The following is a 17,384-nucleotide window of genomic DNA, read 5'->3' as shown; positions in this document are numbered from 1 at the left end:
GCGGGGGCGGCCCATACCATGACGATCCTGGACGAGGCGACCCTCGCAGGGACGGTCAGCGCGGCGGGTACCCACCACCGGCGGAGGCCTACCGGGGCGGCGGCCGACCCGAAACCGGCCAACCCATAGGGGGGCAGCCGACTTCCCCATATGGCGATCCGTATGGTGGCGGTCCGCGCTACGACGACCCCTACGGTGGGAGGGAAGGCCAGCACCGCGGTGGGACAGACCGTCATGACCCGCGTGACCAGCGGGCTACCCGCATACCCGGCCCACCTCAGGTCGGGCCTGGCCCGACCGTGGCCGGCCCTGGGGTTCCCGCCGGCCATCGCCCGCCCTACGATCGTGCAATTCCAGACGGCCAGCGCGACCCGCGACGCGACGTCCGGCCAATTGATCCCGACGACAACATGCACGAGCAGGAGACGTACCGTCCAGATCAGCTTCCCCCCGCCCCGCGCCGGAGCCCACCCCAGCGCGAGCGACCGGCTGGAGCCGCCCCACCACCTCAGACCGATCGCGGCTGGTAGGCCGCTATGAACGGATCCGCACCCAGCAACCTGGTGCTACTTGTCGTTAAAATCAGTTTTTTGGTGCTACTGTGGGCATTTGTCCTCGCCGCTGTCCGGGCCGTCCGGCTGGACGTGTTCGGGCCGACAAAACGCCAACAGCAGAACCTTCAGGCGGCAGCACGCCCGCTCCGCCCGACGCCCGCCCGCCAAGCGCCACCAGCGCGACCGCCGAGCAAGCCTCCCAGTCGGCGATCGCGAACACCGAGCAAACTTGTCGTTACTAAGGGTCAACTTGCGGGGACGATGCTTCCACTTGGACCGATGCCTGTCACCATCGGACGGGCGCAGGATTCAACTCTGGTCCTGGAGGACGACTTCGCCTCGGCGAGGCATGCAAGACTCGTCCCCCACGACGGCCAGTGGTTCGTCGAAGATCTGGGCTCGACCAATGGCACATACCTCGACCGCACGAAGGTGACCAGTCCCATGCCGGTACCTCTCGGCGCGCCGGTCAGGATCGGGAAAACCGTCCTGGAGCTTCACCGGTGAGCCTTAGGCTTCACTACGCCGTTCGCTCGGACGTCGGCCACGTCCGAGAAGGCAACGAGGATTCCGCCTATGCGGGCTCGCGGCTGGTAGCCGTAGCCGACGGCATGGGCGGACACGCGGCCGGTGAGGTCGCCTCCTCCACCGTGATCTCCCAGCTAGCCGACCTGGACGCGGACGTCGGTAGCGGCGAGATCCTGCACGCGCTGGCGGATTCGGTGGACCAGGCCAACGCCGAGCTGCGCGCAATGGCCAGCGAGGACGGCTCGCTCGAAGGCATGGGCACGACAGTCACCGCGCTGCTGCTGTCGGGAATCAGTCTCGGCGTGCTACACGTCGGCGATTCACGCGCCTACCTGCTGCGCGAAGGCGTCCTGCGCCAGGTGACCCATGACCACACGCTGGTCCAGGATCTGGTCGACCAGGGACGGATCACCCCCGCGCAGGCCGACACGCATCCACAGCGGTCATTACTGATGCGTGCCCTTGACGGGCGCGACGTCGAGCCGGACCTGTTCATCCAGGACGCGATCACCGGCGACCGGTACCTGCTGTGCACCGACGGTCTGTCCGGGGTCGTGACCGAGGCGACCATCCACGATGCGCTGCTGCTGCCCGGCCCGCAGGATGTCGTCGACAGGCTGGTCGAACTCGCGCTCAAGGGCGGCGGTCCCGACAACATCACGGTCGTCGTCGCCGACGTGGTGGAGGACGATGACGAGGGTGACAACCGCCCGCTGATCGCCGGTGCCGCCGCGGAGAAGCGGATCGTGCCGGGTGCCGCGGCCGCCCGTACCGGCCCGAACCCGCAGTTCCCCGACCACGAGTCACCGGCCGCCAAGGGTGCCAGGATCGGTCGGATCGGCACCCACCGTCGCGACCCGGACCCCGGTGACGCACCCGATGCGGCCTCGGCCCGACGCCATGTCCCCCGGCCGGTACTCGCCGGTCTGTGCGCCGTCGTGCTCCTCGGTGCCGCGGCCCTGGGGGCCTGGTTCTACCTCCACCGGCACTACTACGTGGGTGTGGACGACAACCAGCATGTAGCAATCTTCGAAGGGGTGCCCGGGACCTACGTCGGGATCCCCCCGCACTGGTTCAAGGAGTCCGTGAATCCCGTCATCGCGGTGAGTGATCTCCAAAAGTCCGCAAGCGACGATGTGACCAATGGTTACCCGGTGAGCAGCCTCGGCGCGGCGCGCGACTTCGTCACGAACCACCTCAGGCAGAGCCTCAAGAGTGTGGTGCCGGACATCACGGGTTCGACCGCGTCGCCGACGCCGTCGGCAACGGCGACACCGACAGCCACCGCGGACGCCGGCCTGACCGGGGAGACGGCCGCCGGAAACTCCCAGGCCGGTTCCGGAAACGTCACCGTCTCGGTACCGTGCGGCACCACCTCATTGCCCACCTGCGCCCCGTCGCCCGCCGCACCAGGATGACGCCCGCAGGATGACAGGCCTCCCCCCGCTCCGCGGCAAGGCGGTCGACCTCACCGGAACCTTCGCCCGGTCCCCGGTCCCGGCCGGAGCGCAGCTACCGCCCTATCGCCAGCGGGAGCTGTGGTTGCTCCTGTTCGCGGGCCTGCTCGCGACGGCCGCGCTGGCAGCCGTGGTGCTGGCGGTCGACGGGACCATCACCCCGTCGGTCTTCACCTACGGCCTGGGCTTCGGGGCGCTGTGGGGGCTCGCGCACCTCGCGGTACGGCGGTTCGCGCCGGCCGCCGACCCCATCCTGCTGCCGCTTGTCGCGGCCCTCAACGGTCTCGGCCTGGTTATGATCTACCGGCTGGACCTGGCCAGGGCCGCTGCCGCGGTACGGGCCGGTAAACACGTTCCGGCTGGCACGGCCCAGCTCCAGCTGGTGTGGACGCTGCTCGCCCTCATCGTTTTCGTGCTGGTCCTGGCCGTCGTCCGGGACCACCGGACGCTGTCGCGCTACGCCTACACCGCCGGTCTCGTCGGGTTGGTGTTCCTGCTACTGCCAGCCATGCCGCTGATCGGTGCGACCATCAACGGCGCCCGGCTGTGGCTGCGGATCGGCCCGTTCACCTTCCAACCGAGTGAGATTTCGAAGATCATTCTAATGATCTTCTTCGCCGGCTACCTGGTGAACAAGCGCGACGTCCTCTCGGTGGTCTCCCGATCCTTCCTCGGGATGCACTTCCCGCGCGCCCGCGACCTCGGACCGGTCCTCGTGGCATGGCTGGCGAGCCTCGGTGTCCTGGTCGTCGAGAAGGATCTCGGGTCGTCCCTGCTGTTCTTCGGCATGTTTCTGGTCATCCTCTACGTCGCGACCGAGCGGGCGTCCTGGGTCGTGATCGGGCTCGCTCTGTTCATGCTCGGCGCGGTGCTGTCCTACCAGCTGTTCGGGCACGTCCAGGTCCGGGTGGACGGCTGGCTGCACGCGTTCGACGGTGACAACCCCAGCAACAAATCGTTCCAGCTGGTACAGGGCCTGTTCGGGTTCGCGGCCGGCGGAATCACCGGTACCGGGCTCGGGCAGGGCAGCCCGCAGCGGGTTCCGTTCGCCAACACCGACTTCATCGTCGCGAGCATCGGCGAGGAACTCGGCCTTGCCGGGATCATGGCGATCCTCGTCATCTACGGGCTGGTCGTGACGCGTGGCCTGCGAGCCGCCGTCGGCGCCCGTGACCCGTTCGGCAAGATGCTGGCGACCGGCCTGTCCGCGTCGCTGGCCCTGCAGGTCTTCGTACAGGTCGGAGGCGTCATGCGGCTCATCCCGTTGACCGGTCTGACCCTGCCGTTCATCTCCTATGGAGGATCGTCGATCGTTTCCAACGCCGCCATCATCGCGTTGCTGCTGCGGATCAGTGACTCCTACCGGCGCCCGGCGTCGGCCACGCCGGCCGCGCCGCTGTTCGACCCGACCGCGGTGGCCGACAGCCCGACGCAGGTGGTGAAGACAACATGAACGCACCCATCCGCAAGGTCGCCATCGCGTGTCTGGTGTTGTTCGCCGCGCTGCTGATCAACGCCAACTGGCTGCAGGCCGAGAACGCCGACACCCTGCGGCACAAGCCCGGCAACGCCCGCCAGATCACCGCACGGCTCGAGCGGGAGCGGGGTTCGATCGCCGTGGCCGGCGGTCAGGCGGTCGCAAGCTCCGTCCCGGTGGACGACGAGTACAAGTTCCAGCGGCAGTACCCGGCCGCGAAGCTCTACTCCAACATCGTCGGCTACTACGGGCTGTACACCTCCGCTGGCCTGGAGCGATCCCAGAACGACTTCCTGTCCGGTGAGGACCAGCGGCTGTTCGTGTCCAAGGTCTCCGACCTGGTAACAGGCCACGAACAGCGGGGTGGGAGCATTGTCACCACGTTGGTCCCGCAGATCCAGCAGGTGGCGACCACCGCGCTCGGCAACCGCAAGGGGGCGGTGGTGGCGCTCGACCCGAGAACAGGCGAAATCCTCGCCATGGTGACCAGCCCGAGCTATGACCCGACGCAGCTGGCCAGCCACAACGACACGACGGCCAGTAAGGCCGCCCAGGCGCTCAACACCGACCCTGACAAGCCGCTGCTCAACCGCGCAGCCCAGGAGACGTACCCGCCCGGCTCGACGTTCAAGCTGATCACCGCGGCGGCAGCCCTGACCGCCGGCCACCAGCTCGAGGAGCGCATCGCCGCCCCCGACGCACTTCCGCTGCCGCAGAGCCGGACCGTCCTGCCGAACTTCGCCGGCGAACGCTGCGGCGACGGCGAGACCGACACGCTCATCCACGCCCTGACGATTTCCTGCAACACCGCGTTCGCCAAACTCGGCATCGACCTCGGTGACGCCGCCCTGCGGGCGCAGGCCGAGGCGTTCGGCTTCAACTCGACCGTGCCCGACTTCCCCCTGGCACAGGTACCGAGCGTGTATCCAACCGCTAAACTCGACGGTGCGCAGACCGCGCAGTCGGCCATCGGGCAGTTCGACGACAAGGTCACGCCGCTGCAGATGGCCCAGGTGGCCGCGGCAATCGGCAACAACGGGGTCATGATGCGGCCCTACCTCGTGTCCGAGCTACTCGGCCCCGACCTGAAGGCAATCAGCCGGACCGAACCCGAGGTCTACAAACGACCGGTCAGACCCGACGTCGCCGCCAACCTGAACACCATGATGCAGAGCGTCGTCACCAGCGGCACCGGCACCAAGGCGCAGATTCCCGGGGTCGCCGTCGCCGGCAAGACCGGCACTGCCGAGCACGGCGACAACGAGCCCCCACACGCCTGGTTCGTCGGCTTCGCCCCGGCGATCAACCCGACCGTCGCCGTCGCGGTGATCGTCGAGAGCGGCGGCGGCGAGCTCAGTACGGGCGGCGCGGTGGCCGCACCCGTGGCCCAGCAGGTCATGAAGGCCACATTGGACGCCCGCCGGTGACGCCTCCAGCCCCGCCGGGCTTCGGCGAACCGTACCCCGGTGCCGCGGCACCGGCCAGCCCGCCGCCAGCGCCTGTCGCGCCACAGCCGGGGTCACTACCGGTGGGGCCGCCGCCGGTCCCGCCGGCTGTCGCTCCGGTGGTCGCGCACCCCTTCGGCGGCTCACCACTGGGCACCGTCCTGGACGGCCGGTACCTGCTGGAAGGACGGATCGCCACCGGCGGCATGGGTGAGGTGTGGCGGGGTCTCGACCAGACCCTCGGCCGTCCCGTCGCGGTGAAGCTGCTGCGTCCCGAGTACGCCAGCGACGAGTCGTTCCTCGTCCGTTTCCGCGGCGAGGCCCGGCACGCCGCCCGGGTGTCGCACCCGGGCGTGGCGTCGGTCTACGACTACGGCGAAGTCCTCGTCCAAGGTAATCATCCGACCGCGTACCTGGTGATGGAACTGGTCGAGGGCGAGCCGCTGTCCGCGCTGCTGCACCGGGAGAAGCGCCTGTCCCCCGAGAAGACCCTCGACGTCCTCGGCCAGGCCGCGGACGCCCTGCAGGCGGCGCACGCCCTGGGGGTGGTCCACCGCGACGTCAAGCCCGGCAACCTGCTGTTGCGCACCGACGGCGCGGTCAAGGTCACCGACTTCGGCATCGCCCGCGCGGTCGACGCCGCACCGCTGACCGCCACCGGCATCATGATGGGCACGGCGTACTACGTCTCCCCGGAACAGGCATCCGGGCGGCCGGTGACACCGGCAAGTGACGTGTACTCCCTGGGCGTGGTCGCCTATGAGTGCCTCGCCGGCCGGCGTCCCTTCGACGACCGCAACCCGATCGTCGTCGTGATGGCGCACCAGCAGGACGAACCTCCGCCGCTGCCGCCCGACGTGCCCGAAGCGGTCCGCGGGCTCGTGCAGGCCGCGATGGCGAAGGATCCGGCCCGCCGGCCGGCGTCCGCCGGCGGGTTCGCACGCACCGCCGCCGCGATCCGCCGGAGCCTGTGGAGCGCCGACGCGACCCGCCGGGGCGTCGGCCCGGGGGCCGTGCCGCACCCGGGCTCGGATACCACCGCCAGGCGTCCCGGTCCGGCCGGTAGCCGTGGCGGGCCGGACTTCGCGCCGGGGCAGCCCGCCCGGGAGCGGCCGCCGTCGTGGACCCGCCAGCCGTCCTGGAACACCGGATCCCCCGAGGAGATCCGGTCCCGCTGGGACGCTCGGTCCAGCTGGAATGTGGAGCCCCACAACGGCCAGGCACGTGACCACGGCGCCGTTCGCGGGTCATTCCAGGAAGCGTCCGACGACGGTGCGGGCCCGGCCGGCGGCACCCCATCCGCGCCCTGGGATGCTCGAACCCACACCCCGTCGTCCGCCCCCACCGGCCGGCCGGACGTCGCGCAGTCGGACATCCATGCCTGGCAGCCGTCTCCCGCGAACCGCACCGCGCTCCGGCCGCCCGGTGGACGGGCGGCCCGGCGGCGAGCTGACGGCGGCTCGCCCGGCGAGGGCCGACGAAAGCTGTCGCTACCCGTCCTGATTCTCCTTCTGATCGCCACCGTGGCCGTCACCGCGCTGATCACTCGGACGATCGCCGGAAGTAACGGGTCAGCCACAAGCGCACCGCCGCCGAGCTGGGCGGTGCACGTGCCTCGGGCCGGGGGTGGCATCGTCACCGATGACAGCGTGACCGGGAACGACCGGAAGGGCGAGCACGGGTGGCAGGCGTGACTGAGGTGTTCGGGACCGAGCCCCGCCTGGTGGGTGAGCGCTACGAGCTGGGCGAGATCCTCGGTTACGGCGGTATGGCCGAGGTCTACCGCGGTCGCGACGTGCGGCTCGGGCGCGAGGTCGCGGTCAAGACGCTGCGCGCTGATCTCGCACGCGACGAGACCTTCCTGGCCCGGTTCCGACGCGAGGCGCAGTCGTCCGCGGCGCTCAACCATCCCGCGATCGTGTCCGTCTACGACACCGGCGAAGACCTGATCAACGGCATGACCATTCCGTACATCGTGATGGAGTACGTGGAGGGACGCACCCTGCGCGACGCACTCCAGCGCGAGGGTCGGTTCACCGAACGCCGGGCCATGGAAATCACCTCCGACGTGTGCGCCGCGCTCGACTACAGCCATCGGATGGGCATCATCCACCGGGACATCAAGCCCGCGAACGTGATGCTCTGCCTGGACGGCTCGGTCAAGGTGATGGACTTCGGCATCGCCCGGGCGACTGCTGCCACCGCGTCCCACATGACGCAGACCGCCGCGGTGATCGGCACTGCCCAGTACCTGTCGCCCGAACAGGCGCGTGGGATCCGGGTGGACGCCCGCAGCGATGTCTACTCGACCGGAGTACTGCTCTACGAGCTGCTGGCCGGACTGCCACCGTTCCGTGGCGACTCCCCGGTCGCCGTCGCCTACCAGCACGTGCGGGAGAACCCGGCGCCGCCGTCCACCCATGACCGCGACATCACCCCCGATGCCGACGCAATCGTGTTCAAGGCGATGGAAAAGGATCCCGACCGCCGCTACTCCACCGCCGGGGAGATGCGCGACGACCTCGAACGTGCTCTTACCGGCCGGCGCATCTACGCGCCACCACTCATGGGCGACCAGCTCGCCACCCGGATGAACCCACCCGGGCCGCCAACGGGGACGCAGGTGATCTCCCGTGATCGTGACGCCTACTACGGGGACGACTACCCGGACTCCCACGACGACCCCTACGGCAAGACGGCATACGGCCAGAACGCCTACGACCAAACCGGCGGCTACAACCGGGCGGGCGGCGGTGGCACCGGTCTGAGCGACGGCGGCCCGGTCGACGCCGGAGCGCCGCCCGAGCCCGAGCGGCGGTCGGCCGCCTGGAAGTACATCCTGGCCGGGCTGTCGGTGGTGGCGGTCTTCGTCATCGTCACGTTGATGGCCACCAAATTCCTCGGTGGCAGCTCGACCGCCAACACCGCCAGCGGCACGACGAAGATCCCGGGAAACCTCGTCGGGCAATCGAAAACCGTCGCCGAGAACAACCTCAACAACGCCGGTTTCACCAACATCCGGTCGAATACCGTCCAGGACAATGCGCCAAAGGACCAGGTCACTGCGGTTGATCCGTCTTCGGGCACCACGGTGGCCAAGACCGCGCAGATCACCCTCAGCGTGTCGGCCGGTCCTGGAGCGTTCACCGTGCCGCCAGTGGTCGGCCTCAGCCAGAACGACGCGGTGACTCAGCTGAAGGCGGCCGGGCTCACGCCCAAGGTGGCTTCCTTCACCGGTGCGAGCACTCTGAAGCCGGGCTACGTCCAGTCCGCCGACCCCGATGTCGGAACATCGGTGACCTCCGGCGAGACGGTCACCATCTCCGTGGTCAGCCAGCAGATCACCATCCCGGACGTGACGAGCCAACCGCTCGACGCGGCACAGGCCACCCTGGAGGGGTACGGCCTCAAGGTGATCCAACAGTCCAGGGTGAGCAGTCAGCCGACCGGCACCGTGGTTGCCCAGAGCCCGCCGAGAAGCAGCTCGGTCAGCCGCACGTCGACCGTGACGCTGTATGTCTCACAGCAGCAGCAGACCGAGACCCAGACGCCGACCCAGACGCCGTCAGCGACGCCGTCCAGTAGTCCGTCGCCCTCCCCGAGCGCGACACCGTCGCCGTCGCCGACGGCCGCCTCCCCGACCTCGTCGAGTACCCGGCGCGGACCTTTTCAGTAGTGGGATCGATCGGGCCCAGGGTCAACGGGCCCAGGGTCAACGGGCCCAGGGTCAACGGGCCCAGGGTCAACGGGGGGCACCGGGTCAGGCGAAGGCCGTCTGACGCAGGGCTTCGACCTCTGCTGACAGCGCCGGCGCCAGCGCGAGCGCCATGTCGTCCCCGCAGACCGACAGCCAACGGGCCAGCAACAGGTGGCCGCCCTGGGTCAGTACGGATTCCGGGTGGAACTGGACGCCTTCCAGCGGCAGGGTCCGATGGCGCATCGCCATGACCACACCGCTCTCGGTACGCGCGGTCACCTCGATCTCGTCCGGCAGCGTTGCGGCATCCACCGCGAGCGAGTGATAACGCGTCGCGACAAACGGTGACGGCAGGTCCGCCAGCACACCGGTGCCGGCGTGCTGGACCACCGACGTCTTGCCGTGCAGCAGCTCGGGCGCCCGGTCGACCGTGGCCCCGAACGCCACCCCGAGCGCCTGATGGCCCAGGCACACCCCAAGCATCGGGACGCCGACCGCCGCGCACGCGCGCACCATCGGGACGCTCACCCCGGCCGCCTCCGGCGTTCCCGGCCCGGGTGAGACCAGCACCCCGGCGACACCGAGCGCGACAAGATCGTCAACGTCGACCTCGTCGTTGCGGCGGACGACGCTGTCCGCGCCGAGCTGGCCGAGATACTGCACCAGGTTGAACACGAACGAGTCGTAGTTGTCGACAACCAGGATCCGCATCTGCCTGTCCCCTCCGCCTATCCCTACCCGGAACCGGCCGGATGCTCCGGCGGATCGCGGCGACGCCGCTCGACCATAGTGACGACCAGCAGCGCTTCAGCCGCCGGCAGCGTCCGGATCCGGCTTGCCCGTCCCGACGTCGGCCTTCTCCGCATCCCGCAGCGCCCTGCGCAGGACCTTGCCAATCCCGATCTTCGGCAGTGGCTCGGTCCGAAATTCGAAGATCTTGGGAACCTTGTATGCGGACAGCTCCTTGGCTGCGTGTGCCCGCACCTCGTCGACGGTGAGCGACGCACCGGACCGCAGCACCAGAAAGGCCTTGACCGTCTCACCACGGTAGGCGTCCGGGACGCCGATCACGGCGACCTCGGCGACCTCGGGCATCGCCAACAGGACCTCCTCGATCTCGGTCGGGTAAATGTTGAATCCACCCGCAATAATGATCTCCTTCTTCCGGTCGACGATCTCGAACCAGCCATCGGCGTCCATCCGCGCGATGTCACCGGTGAGGATCCAGCCATCCTCGGTCAGCGTCGCTTTGGTGGCCTCCGGGTTCTCCCAGTAGCCGGCGAACACCTGCGGACCCCGCACCAGCAACTCACCGGGTTCGCCCACCGGCACTTCCCGGGTGGGGTCGTCCCTGTCGACGATTTTCGCTTCGGTGGACGGGACGGGCAGCCCGATCCATCCCGGGCGTGTCGTACCTCCCAACGGACCGGCGTGGGTCAACGGTGACGTCTCGGTCATGCCGTATCCCTCGACGACCGGCATACCGGTCGCGGCCTCCCAACGCCGCTGAAGATCGGCGGGAAGTTTCATCGCGCCGGACAGGCAGCCCCGCAGCGAGGTGAGGTCGACGCTCCGCGCCCGTGGGTTGTCCAACAGGGCCTGATAAATAGGCGGAACGCCCGGGAAAAGCGTCGGACGGTGCCTGACGATGGCGTCGAATACCATGGTCACGTCAAACTTCGGCAGCAGGACGACGTGCGCACCGAGCACCATTCCCTGAATCAGGCACAGCGTCATGCCGTAGGCGTGGAACATCGGCAGTACCGCAATAATCACCTCGTGGCCGAGGCGGGCGTCGACGATCCAGGCCCGACCCTGCTCGCCATTCGTGACGAGATTTCGGTGGGTCAGCATCGCGCCTTTGGCCGTTCCGGTCGTTCCCGTGGTGTACAGCAGGACTGCGACGTCGGACGGGGCTGCCTGGGCCGATGTGCTCACCGGCTCGGCTCGGCCGGTCCTCAGCACGTCCAGAAATGCGTGTGCCCGGGCGTCCGCAGGCAGGTCCGTCACAATCTCGGCACGCCTGCGCCGCGCCTTGGCGATGGGTAGCCGCAGCAGCAGCTGGTCCTTTTTCGGCAGGAAGTCCGGAATCGAGGTGGAGATGACCTCGCGCACCCTGGTCCGGCCGGATCGGCGGGCCGCCTCAACCGCCGCGTAGGTCCGGTCGAGGCAGATCACGTACTCCGCTCCGCAGTCGGCGAGCTGGTGGGTGAGTTCGGCCTCGGTATAGAGGGGATTCGCCTCGGCCACAATTGCGCCGAGCCGTACCGCCGCCTGGAAAGCGATCACGTGCTGCGGACAGTTCGGCAGGATCAGCGCTACCCGGTCACCCACCCGGACGCCCAGCTTTACAAGGCCGCCGGCAAATGCCCCGACCTGTTCGTCGAGGACGCTGTAGGTCGTGGTAGTACCAAAGAAGGAAATCGCCGGACTTGTCGGAAACCTGGCCACGACATTCTCGAACAACTGCCCCAACGTGATATCAGGGACCTCGACCTCCCTGGGGACACCCTCGACATACGACGACTGCCACGGCCTGTCAGCATAGGTGGTGGCTTCGGTCATGACGGTCTCCCGCTCGGTTGTCGATCCACCTGGCATCGCGGGCACGCTCCTAGTCAGTTTGCGGTTGAGCGTCATTCTGGCAAGGAAACGAACGGGAAACAGCTCGGAGCTCCCGGCGACAGGGACGCGGCAGGCAGGGCGGCAGCGGGAGCGCCCACCGTGGAGGCCGGGGAGTCGCCGGCAGCCTGGGCGTCGGCCGGACCGGCCCGCCTTCAGAGATCGTGCCGACCTGGCCGACCTGGCCGACCTGGCCGAACGTGTCCGACTGTACGGACCTGGCCGGACACGTTCGCAATGGCCCGTTCGGCCAGGCGTGAGCCCTGGCCTGTCTACCCTGTGGGACAGGTGGTCCGCAGTATCCCGGCCGATGCCCTCGGCCGGGATGGCCCCGGCCAGCCCACGAAGGTCGTCACGGTCCTCAAGGAGCCTCGAAGTGCCCGTTTCCCGGCGTCGCAAGAAGAAGTCGACCACGTCACCACCGCAGGTCACCCAGGTCCGCAAGCACAAGCCGCCGTCGCCGCCGTGGGTGGGCGTAATGATCCTGGCGCTCTTCGCGATCGGAGTCATCTGGCTGTTGGTCTACTACTTCTCCAACGGCAACGTCCCCGGACTGGACAGTCTAGGCGCCTGGAACATCCTGATTGGGTTCGGTTTTGTCGTGGTTGGCCTTGGAGTGGCCACCCAGTGGCGGTAGCGCATACCGGTGGTGTTCCCAAAGAGTTCCACGGCTGTCATTCATCCCCAACAGTTGTCCACAATGTGGATATCGCACTGTGGTGGCCCACAGCTTGCACCCGCGACCTGCCCATAATCGCGGTAAGCAACAAAAGTGTTACACGGAGCACCGGACTCACGGGGCGCTGGGCTCAAGGTCCACCGGTGTGAGGCCGGTGGCCTCTGAGCCCTCCTCGGCCCGAATCACGTGCATGACCGCGTTGATGAGGGCCAGGTGGGTGAACGCCTGCGGAAAGTTCCCCAGATGCCGGCCGGTGCTCGGGTCGAGCTCTTCGGCGTAGAGATCCAGCGGGCTCGCGAAGCTCAGCAGCCGCTCGCAGTGCTGCCGGGCGGCAACCACCTCGCCGATCTCCACCAGGGCGGACACCAACCAGTAGGAGCACATCAGGAAGGCGCCCTCCTCCCCCACCAGTCCATCGTCGGTCTCCTCGACCCGATACCGCAGGACGAGACCGTCGACCGTGAGCTCCGCGGCGATCGCGAGGATGGTGGCCCGCACGCGCGGATCGTCCGGCGGCAGGAATCCCAGCAATGGCATGAGCAGCAGCGAGGCATCCAACGCCTTCGCGTTGTAGCACTGGGTGAACACCCCCCGCTCGTCGAGACCATTCGCGCACACGTCGGCATGGATCTCGTCGGCAACAGTGGCCCAACGGTCCGCGGTCTTCGAATCCCCGCGCATCGCCGCCAGCCGCCGGCCACGGTCGACGGCAACCCAGCACATCACTTTCGAGGACGTGAAGTGCCGCAGCTGCCCGCGCACCTCCCAGATGCCGCAATCAGGCTCCCGCCAGTGTTCGGCTGCGGTGTCGACCAGCTTGACCAGCACCGGCCACAGGCGCTCGGAGAGGTAGTCCCGTGACCGGGTATGGAGGTAGACCGAGTCGAGGATCGCACCCCAGAGATCATGCTGGCGCTGGGAGAACGCGGCATTGCCGACCCGGACCGGAAATGCCCCCTCATAACCGGACAAATGCCCAAGTACCCGCTCATTCAGCCGGCTTTCGCCGCCGACGCCATACATGATCTGCAGGTCGTCACCGTTCTCGCAGACGTCCGCGATGAACGAGAAGAAGTCATTCGCCTCGGAATCGAGGCCCAGGGTGTAAAGACCCCACAGGGTGAACGTGGAGTCACGGATCCAGCTGTACCGGTAGTCCCAGTTGCGTTCGCCCTGCGGCGTCTCCGGCAGAGATGTGGTGGACGCCGCGAGCAGCGCACCGGTGGGGGCGTAGGTCAGGCCCTTGAGCGCCAGTGCGCTGCGCTGCAGATGCTGACGCCACGGGTGGTCCGGGAAGACGCCACGCGAGAGCCACTGCCGCCAGAACGCGGTTGTCCGCGCCACCGCCGCCACCGCCTCCGTGTAGCTACCCGGCAGGAACGGGTCGCTCGCCCGCCAGGTCAGGGCGACGAATGCGGTTCCGCCTTCGGTCAGGGTGGTTCGGGCATGCGCCCGGCGTCCGTCGAAGCCCAGGCGCAGGTCGGTGCGCAGTCGCAGGGTCAGGTCGCCATGCTGCCCGGCGTGGGGGTCGGTATGGCCCGAATCAGCCTCCTTCCCATTACTAACAGTTACAGCACTGCCGTAGTCCGCAGCCTCATATGCCCAGCCGGCCGGGCGGCAACCATAGTCGAAGTTCGGCTCGCACAGCAGCGTCAGGTCGACCGAGCCGTGCTCGCAGCGGGCGAGCCGGAGCAGGACATGTTCGGCGTCCCAGTCGGTCGGCGTGCGCCGGTGGGTGTTGGACCGCTGCGCTGTGCGGTGCCAACGTCCGACAATCAGACAGTCGGTGACGATGAGCCAGCCGTTTGGCGTCTGCCAGGTCGTCTCCAGGATGTTGGTACCCGGCAGGTAACGACGCCCAGCTGGGATCATCGTCCGGTCAGGTCCGAACCGGAAGCCGCCTGCGGACCGGTCGAGGATCGCGCCGAAAACCGACGGAGCGTCCGGCCGTGGCAGGCACATCCACTCGATGTTGCCGCTCGGCGCGACCAGGGCGGTGGTCTCACAGTCGGAGAGGAAGGCGTACTCGGCGATGGGTGGGAACGAGCTCGTACTGCCACGCCTCGTCGGTGACGATCGCACGTTCACTCTCCTCCTGCGTCCACGCACCCCACCGAACGGGACGCGCCGGACATCGAACAGGCCGTCATCTGGCGTGACAGCAAGAAAGCGGATAGTAACCGTCATGAAGATGAAGCCCGCGCAGGCCGCGCCCACGGACGGAGATCGGGATCCCGTGCCCGACCCGGCCGGCCAACCAGTGGTCGGGATGTGCTGTGCTGGGTGACATGCGGGACGACGAATTCGGTGCCGCCGAAGGTGGTGCCGATCAATCCGGTACCGATCGATCCGGTATCGATGGGATCATCGACTCTCACATCTGGTCACCGCCGTGGTGGCGAGTGATCGTCTACGCGGCGGCCGGCATGGTGGTGCTCGCGGTCGCGGCGATCGACTCTCTCGCGTTCCGGCTTGGTTCGCTGGACGGCCCAGGCCGCCTACTGGTGGCGATCGGCGGGGCCGGCCTGATCGTACTGGCCGTACGGGACGCCCTCGCCCGGCCCGCACTTCGGGTGGACGACGGTGGCATCGACCTGGTGGACGGGATCCACCGGCTGCATCTACCCTGGGCCGCTGTACTGCGGGTAAGGGCCGACATCCTGACCCACAACCGTCGCGGCGTGCACATACGCGTTCTCACTGTCGAGACGCTTGACGGCCCCCTGCTACTGAGCCGTCGCCAGCTCGGCACCGAACCCGAGCGGGTCGCCGCAGCCGTGGAGGCGGTCCGCCGTCGCCACGGCTGACACATCCGCCACATCCGCCACATCCGCCACCGGACGAACACCGCCGGCGGCGGCGCGCAGCAGGTGCGCACATCGGGCGTCCGTCATACGCGCGTCATACGCCCACGACCGCGGCTACGAGCAGGGCGGCGAGAACGCCGCCCACGGCAAGCGTCTGCAGCCAGACCCGACGCGGTGGGATGTAGGCGTACACCATGCCGACCACCAGACCGGTCACGAGGCCACCGATATGCCCCCACTTGTCGATCCCACTGATAGTGAAACTGATAATCAGATTGATGCCGACGACAACGAGGATCGCCGACGTGTCCGCCTGCAGCCGCCTGGCGATCACGTAGTAGGCCGCGAAGAACCCGAACACCGCGGTGGACGCCCCGACCGAGTAGGTGCTCCAACCATTGATCAAATAGCTGAGCGTGTTCCCACCGACGGCGCACACCACAAACAGCGCAAGGTAGCGCACCCGGCCGAGAATCTGCTCCAGCGGGTATCCGAGCAGGTAGAGCGCGTACATGTTGAGCAGGATGTGCAGGATGCTCGCGTGTAGGAACGCGGCGGTCAGTAACCGGTAGTACTCGCCGTTGACCTCCATGGCCAGCCCGTTGAGCGCAAAGTCCCGGGTGAAGGCGTTGTCCACACCGCCGCCGAGCCCCGGCAGTCCCTGGAGGATGTACGCGGCCACGCACATCCCGATGAGCACCAGGGTGACCAGCCCGGGACGTCCCTGCACCGCCCGTCCGCCGAGCCGGGTACCCGGTCGCCGGGAGGAACCACCGGCGCGGCGGCCGTGCGCGCCGGCATCTTCCGGGCAGTGGAACCCGACGTCCGCGGGACGCATGCAGTCGGGGCAGATCGCGCGTCCGCACCGCTGGCAGGACACGTACGTCTCGCGATCCTGGTGTCGGTAGCAGCGCGGGACGATCGGATGTTCGCTACCGCGTCCCGGCGGGCCGCCCGCGGGCTGGGCGGTTGGCGTCCAGCCATCCGCCGGACCGGCCTGCCCGACCACGGGACGCCAGCCGCCGGGCTCCGATGGTTGTCCGGTCGGCTGACCGGGACCGACGGGCTTGCCGGCCGAGGCGGCAGACCCGCCGTTCGGCTCCGACCACGGTGAGTTCGTCACGCCGGCCCCGACCTGTGCCCCCGCCGACTCAGACCGTACGACGTTCGACGACGACCTGGCGTACCACGACGTCGGTGGCGGGGCGGTCCTGTGCACCCGTCGACGCCTTGCTGATCGCGTCCACGATCTCAGTGCCCCGCATTACCTCACCGAAGATCGTGTGCTTGCGGTCCAGCCACGTCGTCGCCGCCACGGTGATGAAGAACTGGGAGCCGTTGGTACCCGGACCCGAATTCGCCATCGCGAGCAGATACGGGCGGGAGAAACGCAGATCCGGGTGGAACTCGTCGGCAAACTTGTAGCCTGGGCCACCGCGGCCGCTTCCCAACGGGTCACCGCCTTGGATCATGAAATCCGGGATCACCCGGTGAAAGATCGTTCCGTCATACAGGGGGGTCGTCTGCTTCTCGCCCGTCCGCGGGTCGGTCCACTCCCGCGTGCCGGTGGCGAGACCAACGAAGTTCGCGACCGTCTTCGGCGCGTGGTTCTCGAACAGCAAGATCTCAACGTCACCCTGAGTCGTCTTCAGGGTGGCGTACAGCTCCTCGGCCATGAGCCTTCTCTTCCGTCGTGTCGGTAGTGGCTGATCGCTGGCGGCTGCGGGTGTCGCACCGCGGGTCCAACGACCGCCGTGGTCTCGATACTCCGCCGATCGTATGCGTCTGGGGCCCGACCGAAGGCGGCGCGATCGTCATCCCCGCGCCGCCGCAGGCCCCAGCAGACACAGCCGAAGGCGGCGCGATCGTCGTTCCCGCGCCGCCGCAGGCCCCAGTAGACACAGCCGAAGGCGGCGCGATCGTCATCCCCGCGCCGGCCGGGGCGGTCCACGACATGCCGGCAGCTGTTGCCAGGCGCGCTTACCCGCCCGGCAGATGACGGTTGGTGACCGCATGTTCCGGACGGCCATGTTCCGGAAGGCCCACGGTGTAGGCGGCCGGGGCGTGTTCCGGCACGGCCGGGCGCACCGGGCGCACCGGGCGCACCCGCTCGTAGGG

General features: G+C 68.4%; 13 protein-coding genes. 8 read left to right on the top strand and 5 right to left on the bottom strand.

All coding sequences use genetic code 11. The annotated features are described in order from the left end of the window. Positions 1-536 precede the first annotated feature (536 nt). The 6 genes from U9983_RS19910 (at position 537) to pknB (ending at position 9,137) form a co-directional block, all read left to right on the top strand. Positions 537-1,061: an FHA domain-containing protein gene (locus U9983_RS19910; RefSeq protein WP_322755489.1), complete on the top strand. Its 525-nt coding sequence runs from the start codon at positions 537-539 to the stop codon at positions 1,059-1,061. Further along, positions 1,058-2,500 (top strand): PP2C family serine/threonine-protein phosphatase, encoded by a 1,443-nt coding sequence (locus U9983_RS19905; protein ID WP_322755488.1) that lies wholly within the window; start codon positions 1,058-1,060, stop codon positions 2,498-2,500. The genes U9983_RS19910 and U9983_RS19905 overlap by 4 nt, the downstream gene beginning before the upstream one ends. A gap of 10 nt (positions 2,501-2,510) precedes the next feature. Continuing rightward, positions 2,511-3,992 carry an FtsW/RodA/SpoVE family cell cycle protein gene (locus U9983_RS19900; protein ID WP_322755487.1) on the top strand — a complete coding sequence of 494 codons (1,482 nt, stop codon included), beginning with the start codon at positions 2,511-2,513 and terminating at the stop codon, positions 3,990-3,992. Then, on the top strand, positions 3,989-5,443 hold the full coding sequence (locus U9983_RS19895; protein WP_322755486.1) for a penicillin-binding protein 2: 1,455 nt from the start codon (positions 3,989-3,991) through the stop codon (positions 5,441-5,443). The genes U9983_RS19900 and U9983_RS19895 overlap by 4 nt, the downstream gene beginning before the upstream one ends. Positions 5,444-5,544: 101 nt before the next feature. Next, complete coding sequence (locus tag U9983_RS19890) at positions 5,545-7,155, top strand: protein kinase domain-containing protein (protein WP_322755485.1); 1,611 nt, start codon at positions 5,545-5,547, stop codon at positions 7,153-7,155. Beyond that, positions 7,152-9,137: a Stk1 family PASTA domain-containing Ser/Thr kinase gene (gene pknB / locus U9983_RS19885; protein ID WP_322755484.1), complete on the top strand. Its 1,986-nt coding sequence runs from the start codon at positions 7,152-7,154 to the stop codon at positions 9,135-9,137. The genes U9983_RS19890 and pknB overlap by 4 nt, the downstream gene beginning before the upstream one ends. Before the next feature lie 84 nt (positions 9,138-9,221). Here the strand turns inward: pknB and U9983_RS19880 are convergent, their stop codons facing one another. Then, a complete protein-coding gene (locus U9983_RS19880; RefSeq protein WP_322755483.1) occupies positions 9,222-9,869 on the bottom strand; it encodes an aminodeoxychorismate/anthranilate synthase component II in 648 nt (215 codons plus the stop codon). 96 nt (positions 9,870-9,965) lie between these two features. Continuing rightward, complete coding sequence (locus tag U9983_RS19875; RefSeq protein WP_322755482.1) at positions 9,966-11,723, bottom strand: AMP-binding protein; 1,758 nt, start codon at positions 11,721-11,723, stop codon at positions 9,966-9,968. Positions 11,724-12,156: 433 nt separating this feature from the next. Between U9983_RS19875 and U9983_RS19870 the strand changes: the two genes are divergently transcribed. Next, positions 12,157-12,417, top strand: a complete 261-nt coding sequence (locus tag U9983_RS19870) for a cell division protein CrgA (protein WP_322755481.1) — start codon at positions 12,157-12,159, stop codon at positions 12,415-12,417. A 156-nt stretch (positions 12,418-12,573) separates the two neighbouring features. Here the strand turns inward: U9983_RS19870 and U9983_RS19865 are convergent, their stop codons facing one another. Continuing rightward, entirely contained in the window at positions 12,574-14,541 is a 1,968-nt protein-coding gene (locus U9983_RS19865; protein ID WP_322755480.1) for a glycoside hydrolase family 15 protein, read from the bottom strand. A gap of 206 nt (positions 14,542-14,747) precedes the next feature. On the opposite strand from U9983_RS19865, the gene U9983_RS19860 reads away from it, so the two are divergent. Beyond that, entirely contained in the window at positions 14,748-15,266 is a 519-nt protein-coding gene (locus tag U9983_RS19860) for a PH domain-containing protein (protein ID WP_322755479.1), read from the top strand. Positions 15,267-15,360: 94 nt separating this feature from the next. Here U9983_RS19860 and U9983_RS19855 read toward each other — a convergent pair whose 3' ends face one another. Further along, entirely contained in the window at positions 15,361-16,389 is a 1,029-nt protein-coding gene (locus U9983_RS19855; protein WP_322755478.1) for a rhomboid family intramembrane serine protease, read from the bottom strand. A 28-nt stretch (positions 16,390-16,417) separates the two neighbouring features. Then, positions 16,418-16,942, bottom strand: coding sequence for a peptidylprolyl isomerase (locus tag U9983_RS19850; RefSeq protein ID WP_322755477.1), 525 nt, complete (start codon positions 16,940-16,942; stop codon positions 16,418-16,420). Between the last annotated feature and the right edge of the window lie 442 nt (positions 16,943-17,384).

Origin of the sequence: Protofrankia sp. Cas3 (assembly GCF_963555955.1) — a bacterium.
In the GTDB taxonomy this organism is placed as follows: Bacteria; Actinomycetota; Actinomycetes; order Frankiales; family Frankiaceae; genus Protofrankia.
This window is presented reverse-complemented; position numbering and strand designations above follow the sequence as displayed.

Excerpts from the sequence above, each read along its gene's own strand:
- U9983_RS19910 (WP_322755489.1), top strand. The coding sequence starts at position 537 with ATGAACGGATCCGCACCCAGCAACCTGGTGCTACTTGTCGTTAAAATC.
- U9983_RS19900 (WP_322755487.1), top strand. The coding sequence starts at position 2,511 with ATGACAGGCCTCCCCCCGCTCCGCGGCAAGGCGGTCGACCTCACCGGA.
- U9983_RS19895 (WP_322755486.1), top strand. The coding sequence starts at position 3,989 with ATGAACGCACCCATCCGCAAGGTCGCCATCGCGTGTCTGGTGTTGTTC.
- U9983_RS19880 (WP_322755483.1), bottom strand. The coding sequence starts at position 9,869 with ATGCGGATCCTGGTTGTCGACAACTACGACTCGTTCGTGTTCAACCTG.
- U9983_RS19875 (WP_322755482.1), bottom strand. The coding sequence starts at position 11,723 with ATGACCGAAGCCACCACCTATGCTGACAGGCCGTGGCAGTCGTCGTAT.
- U9983_RS19860 (WP_322755479.1), top strand. The coding sequence starts at position 14,748 with ATGCGGGACGACGAATTCGGTGCCGCCGAAGGTGGTGCCGATCAATCC.
- U9983_RS19850 (WP_322755477.1), bottom strand. The coding sequence starts at position 16,942 with ATGGCCGAGGAGCTGTACGCCACCCTGAAGACGACTCAGGGTGACGTT.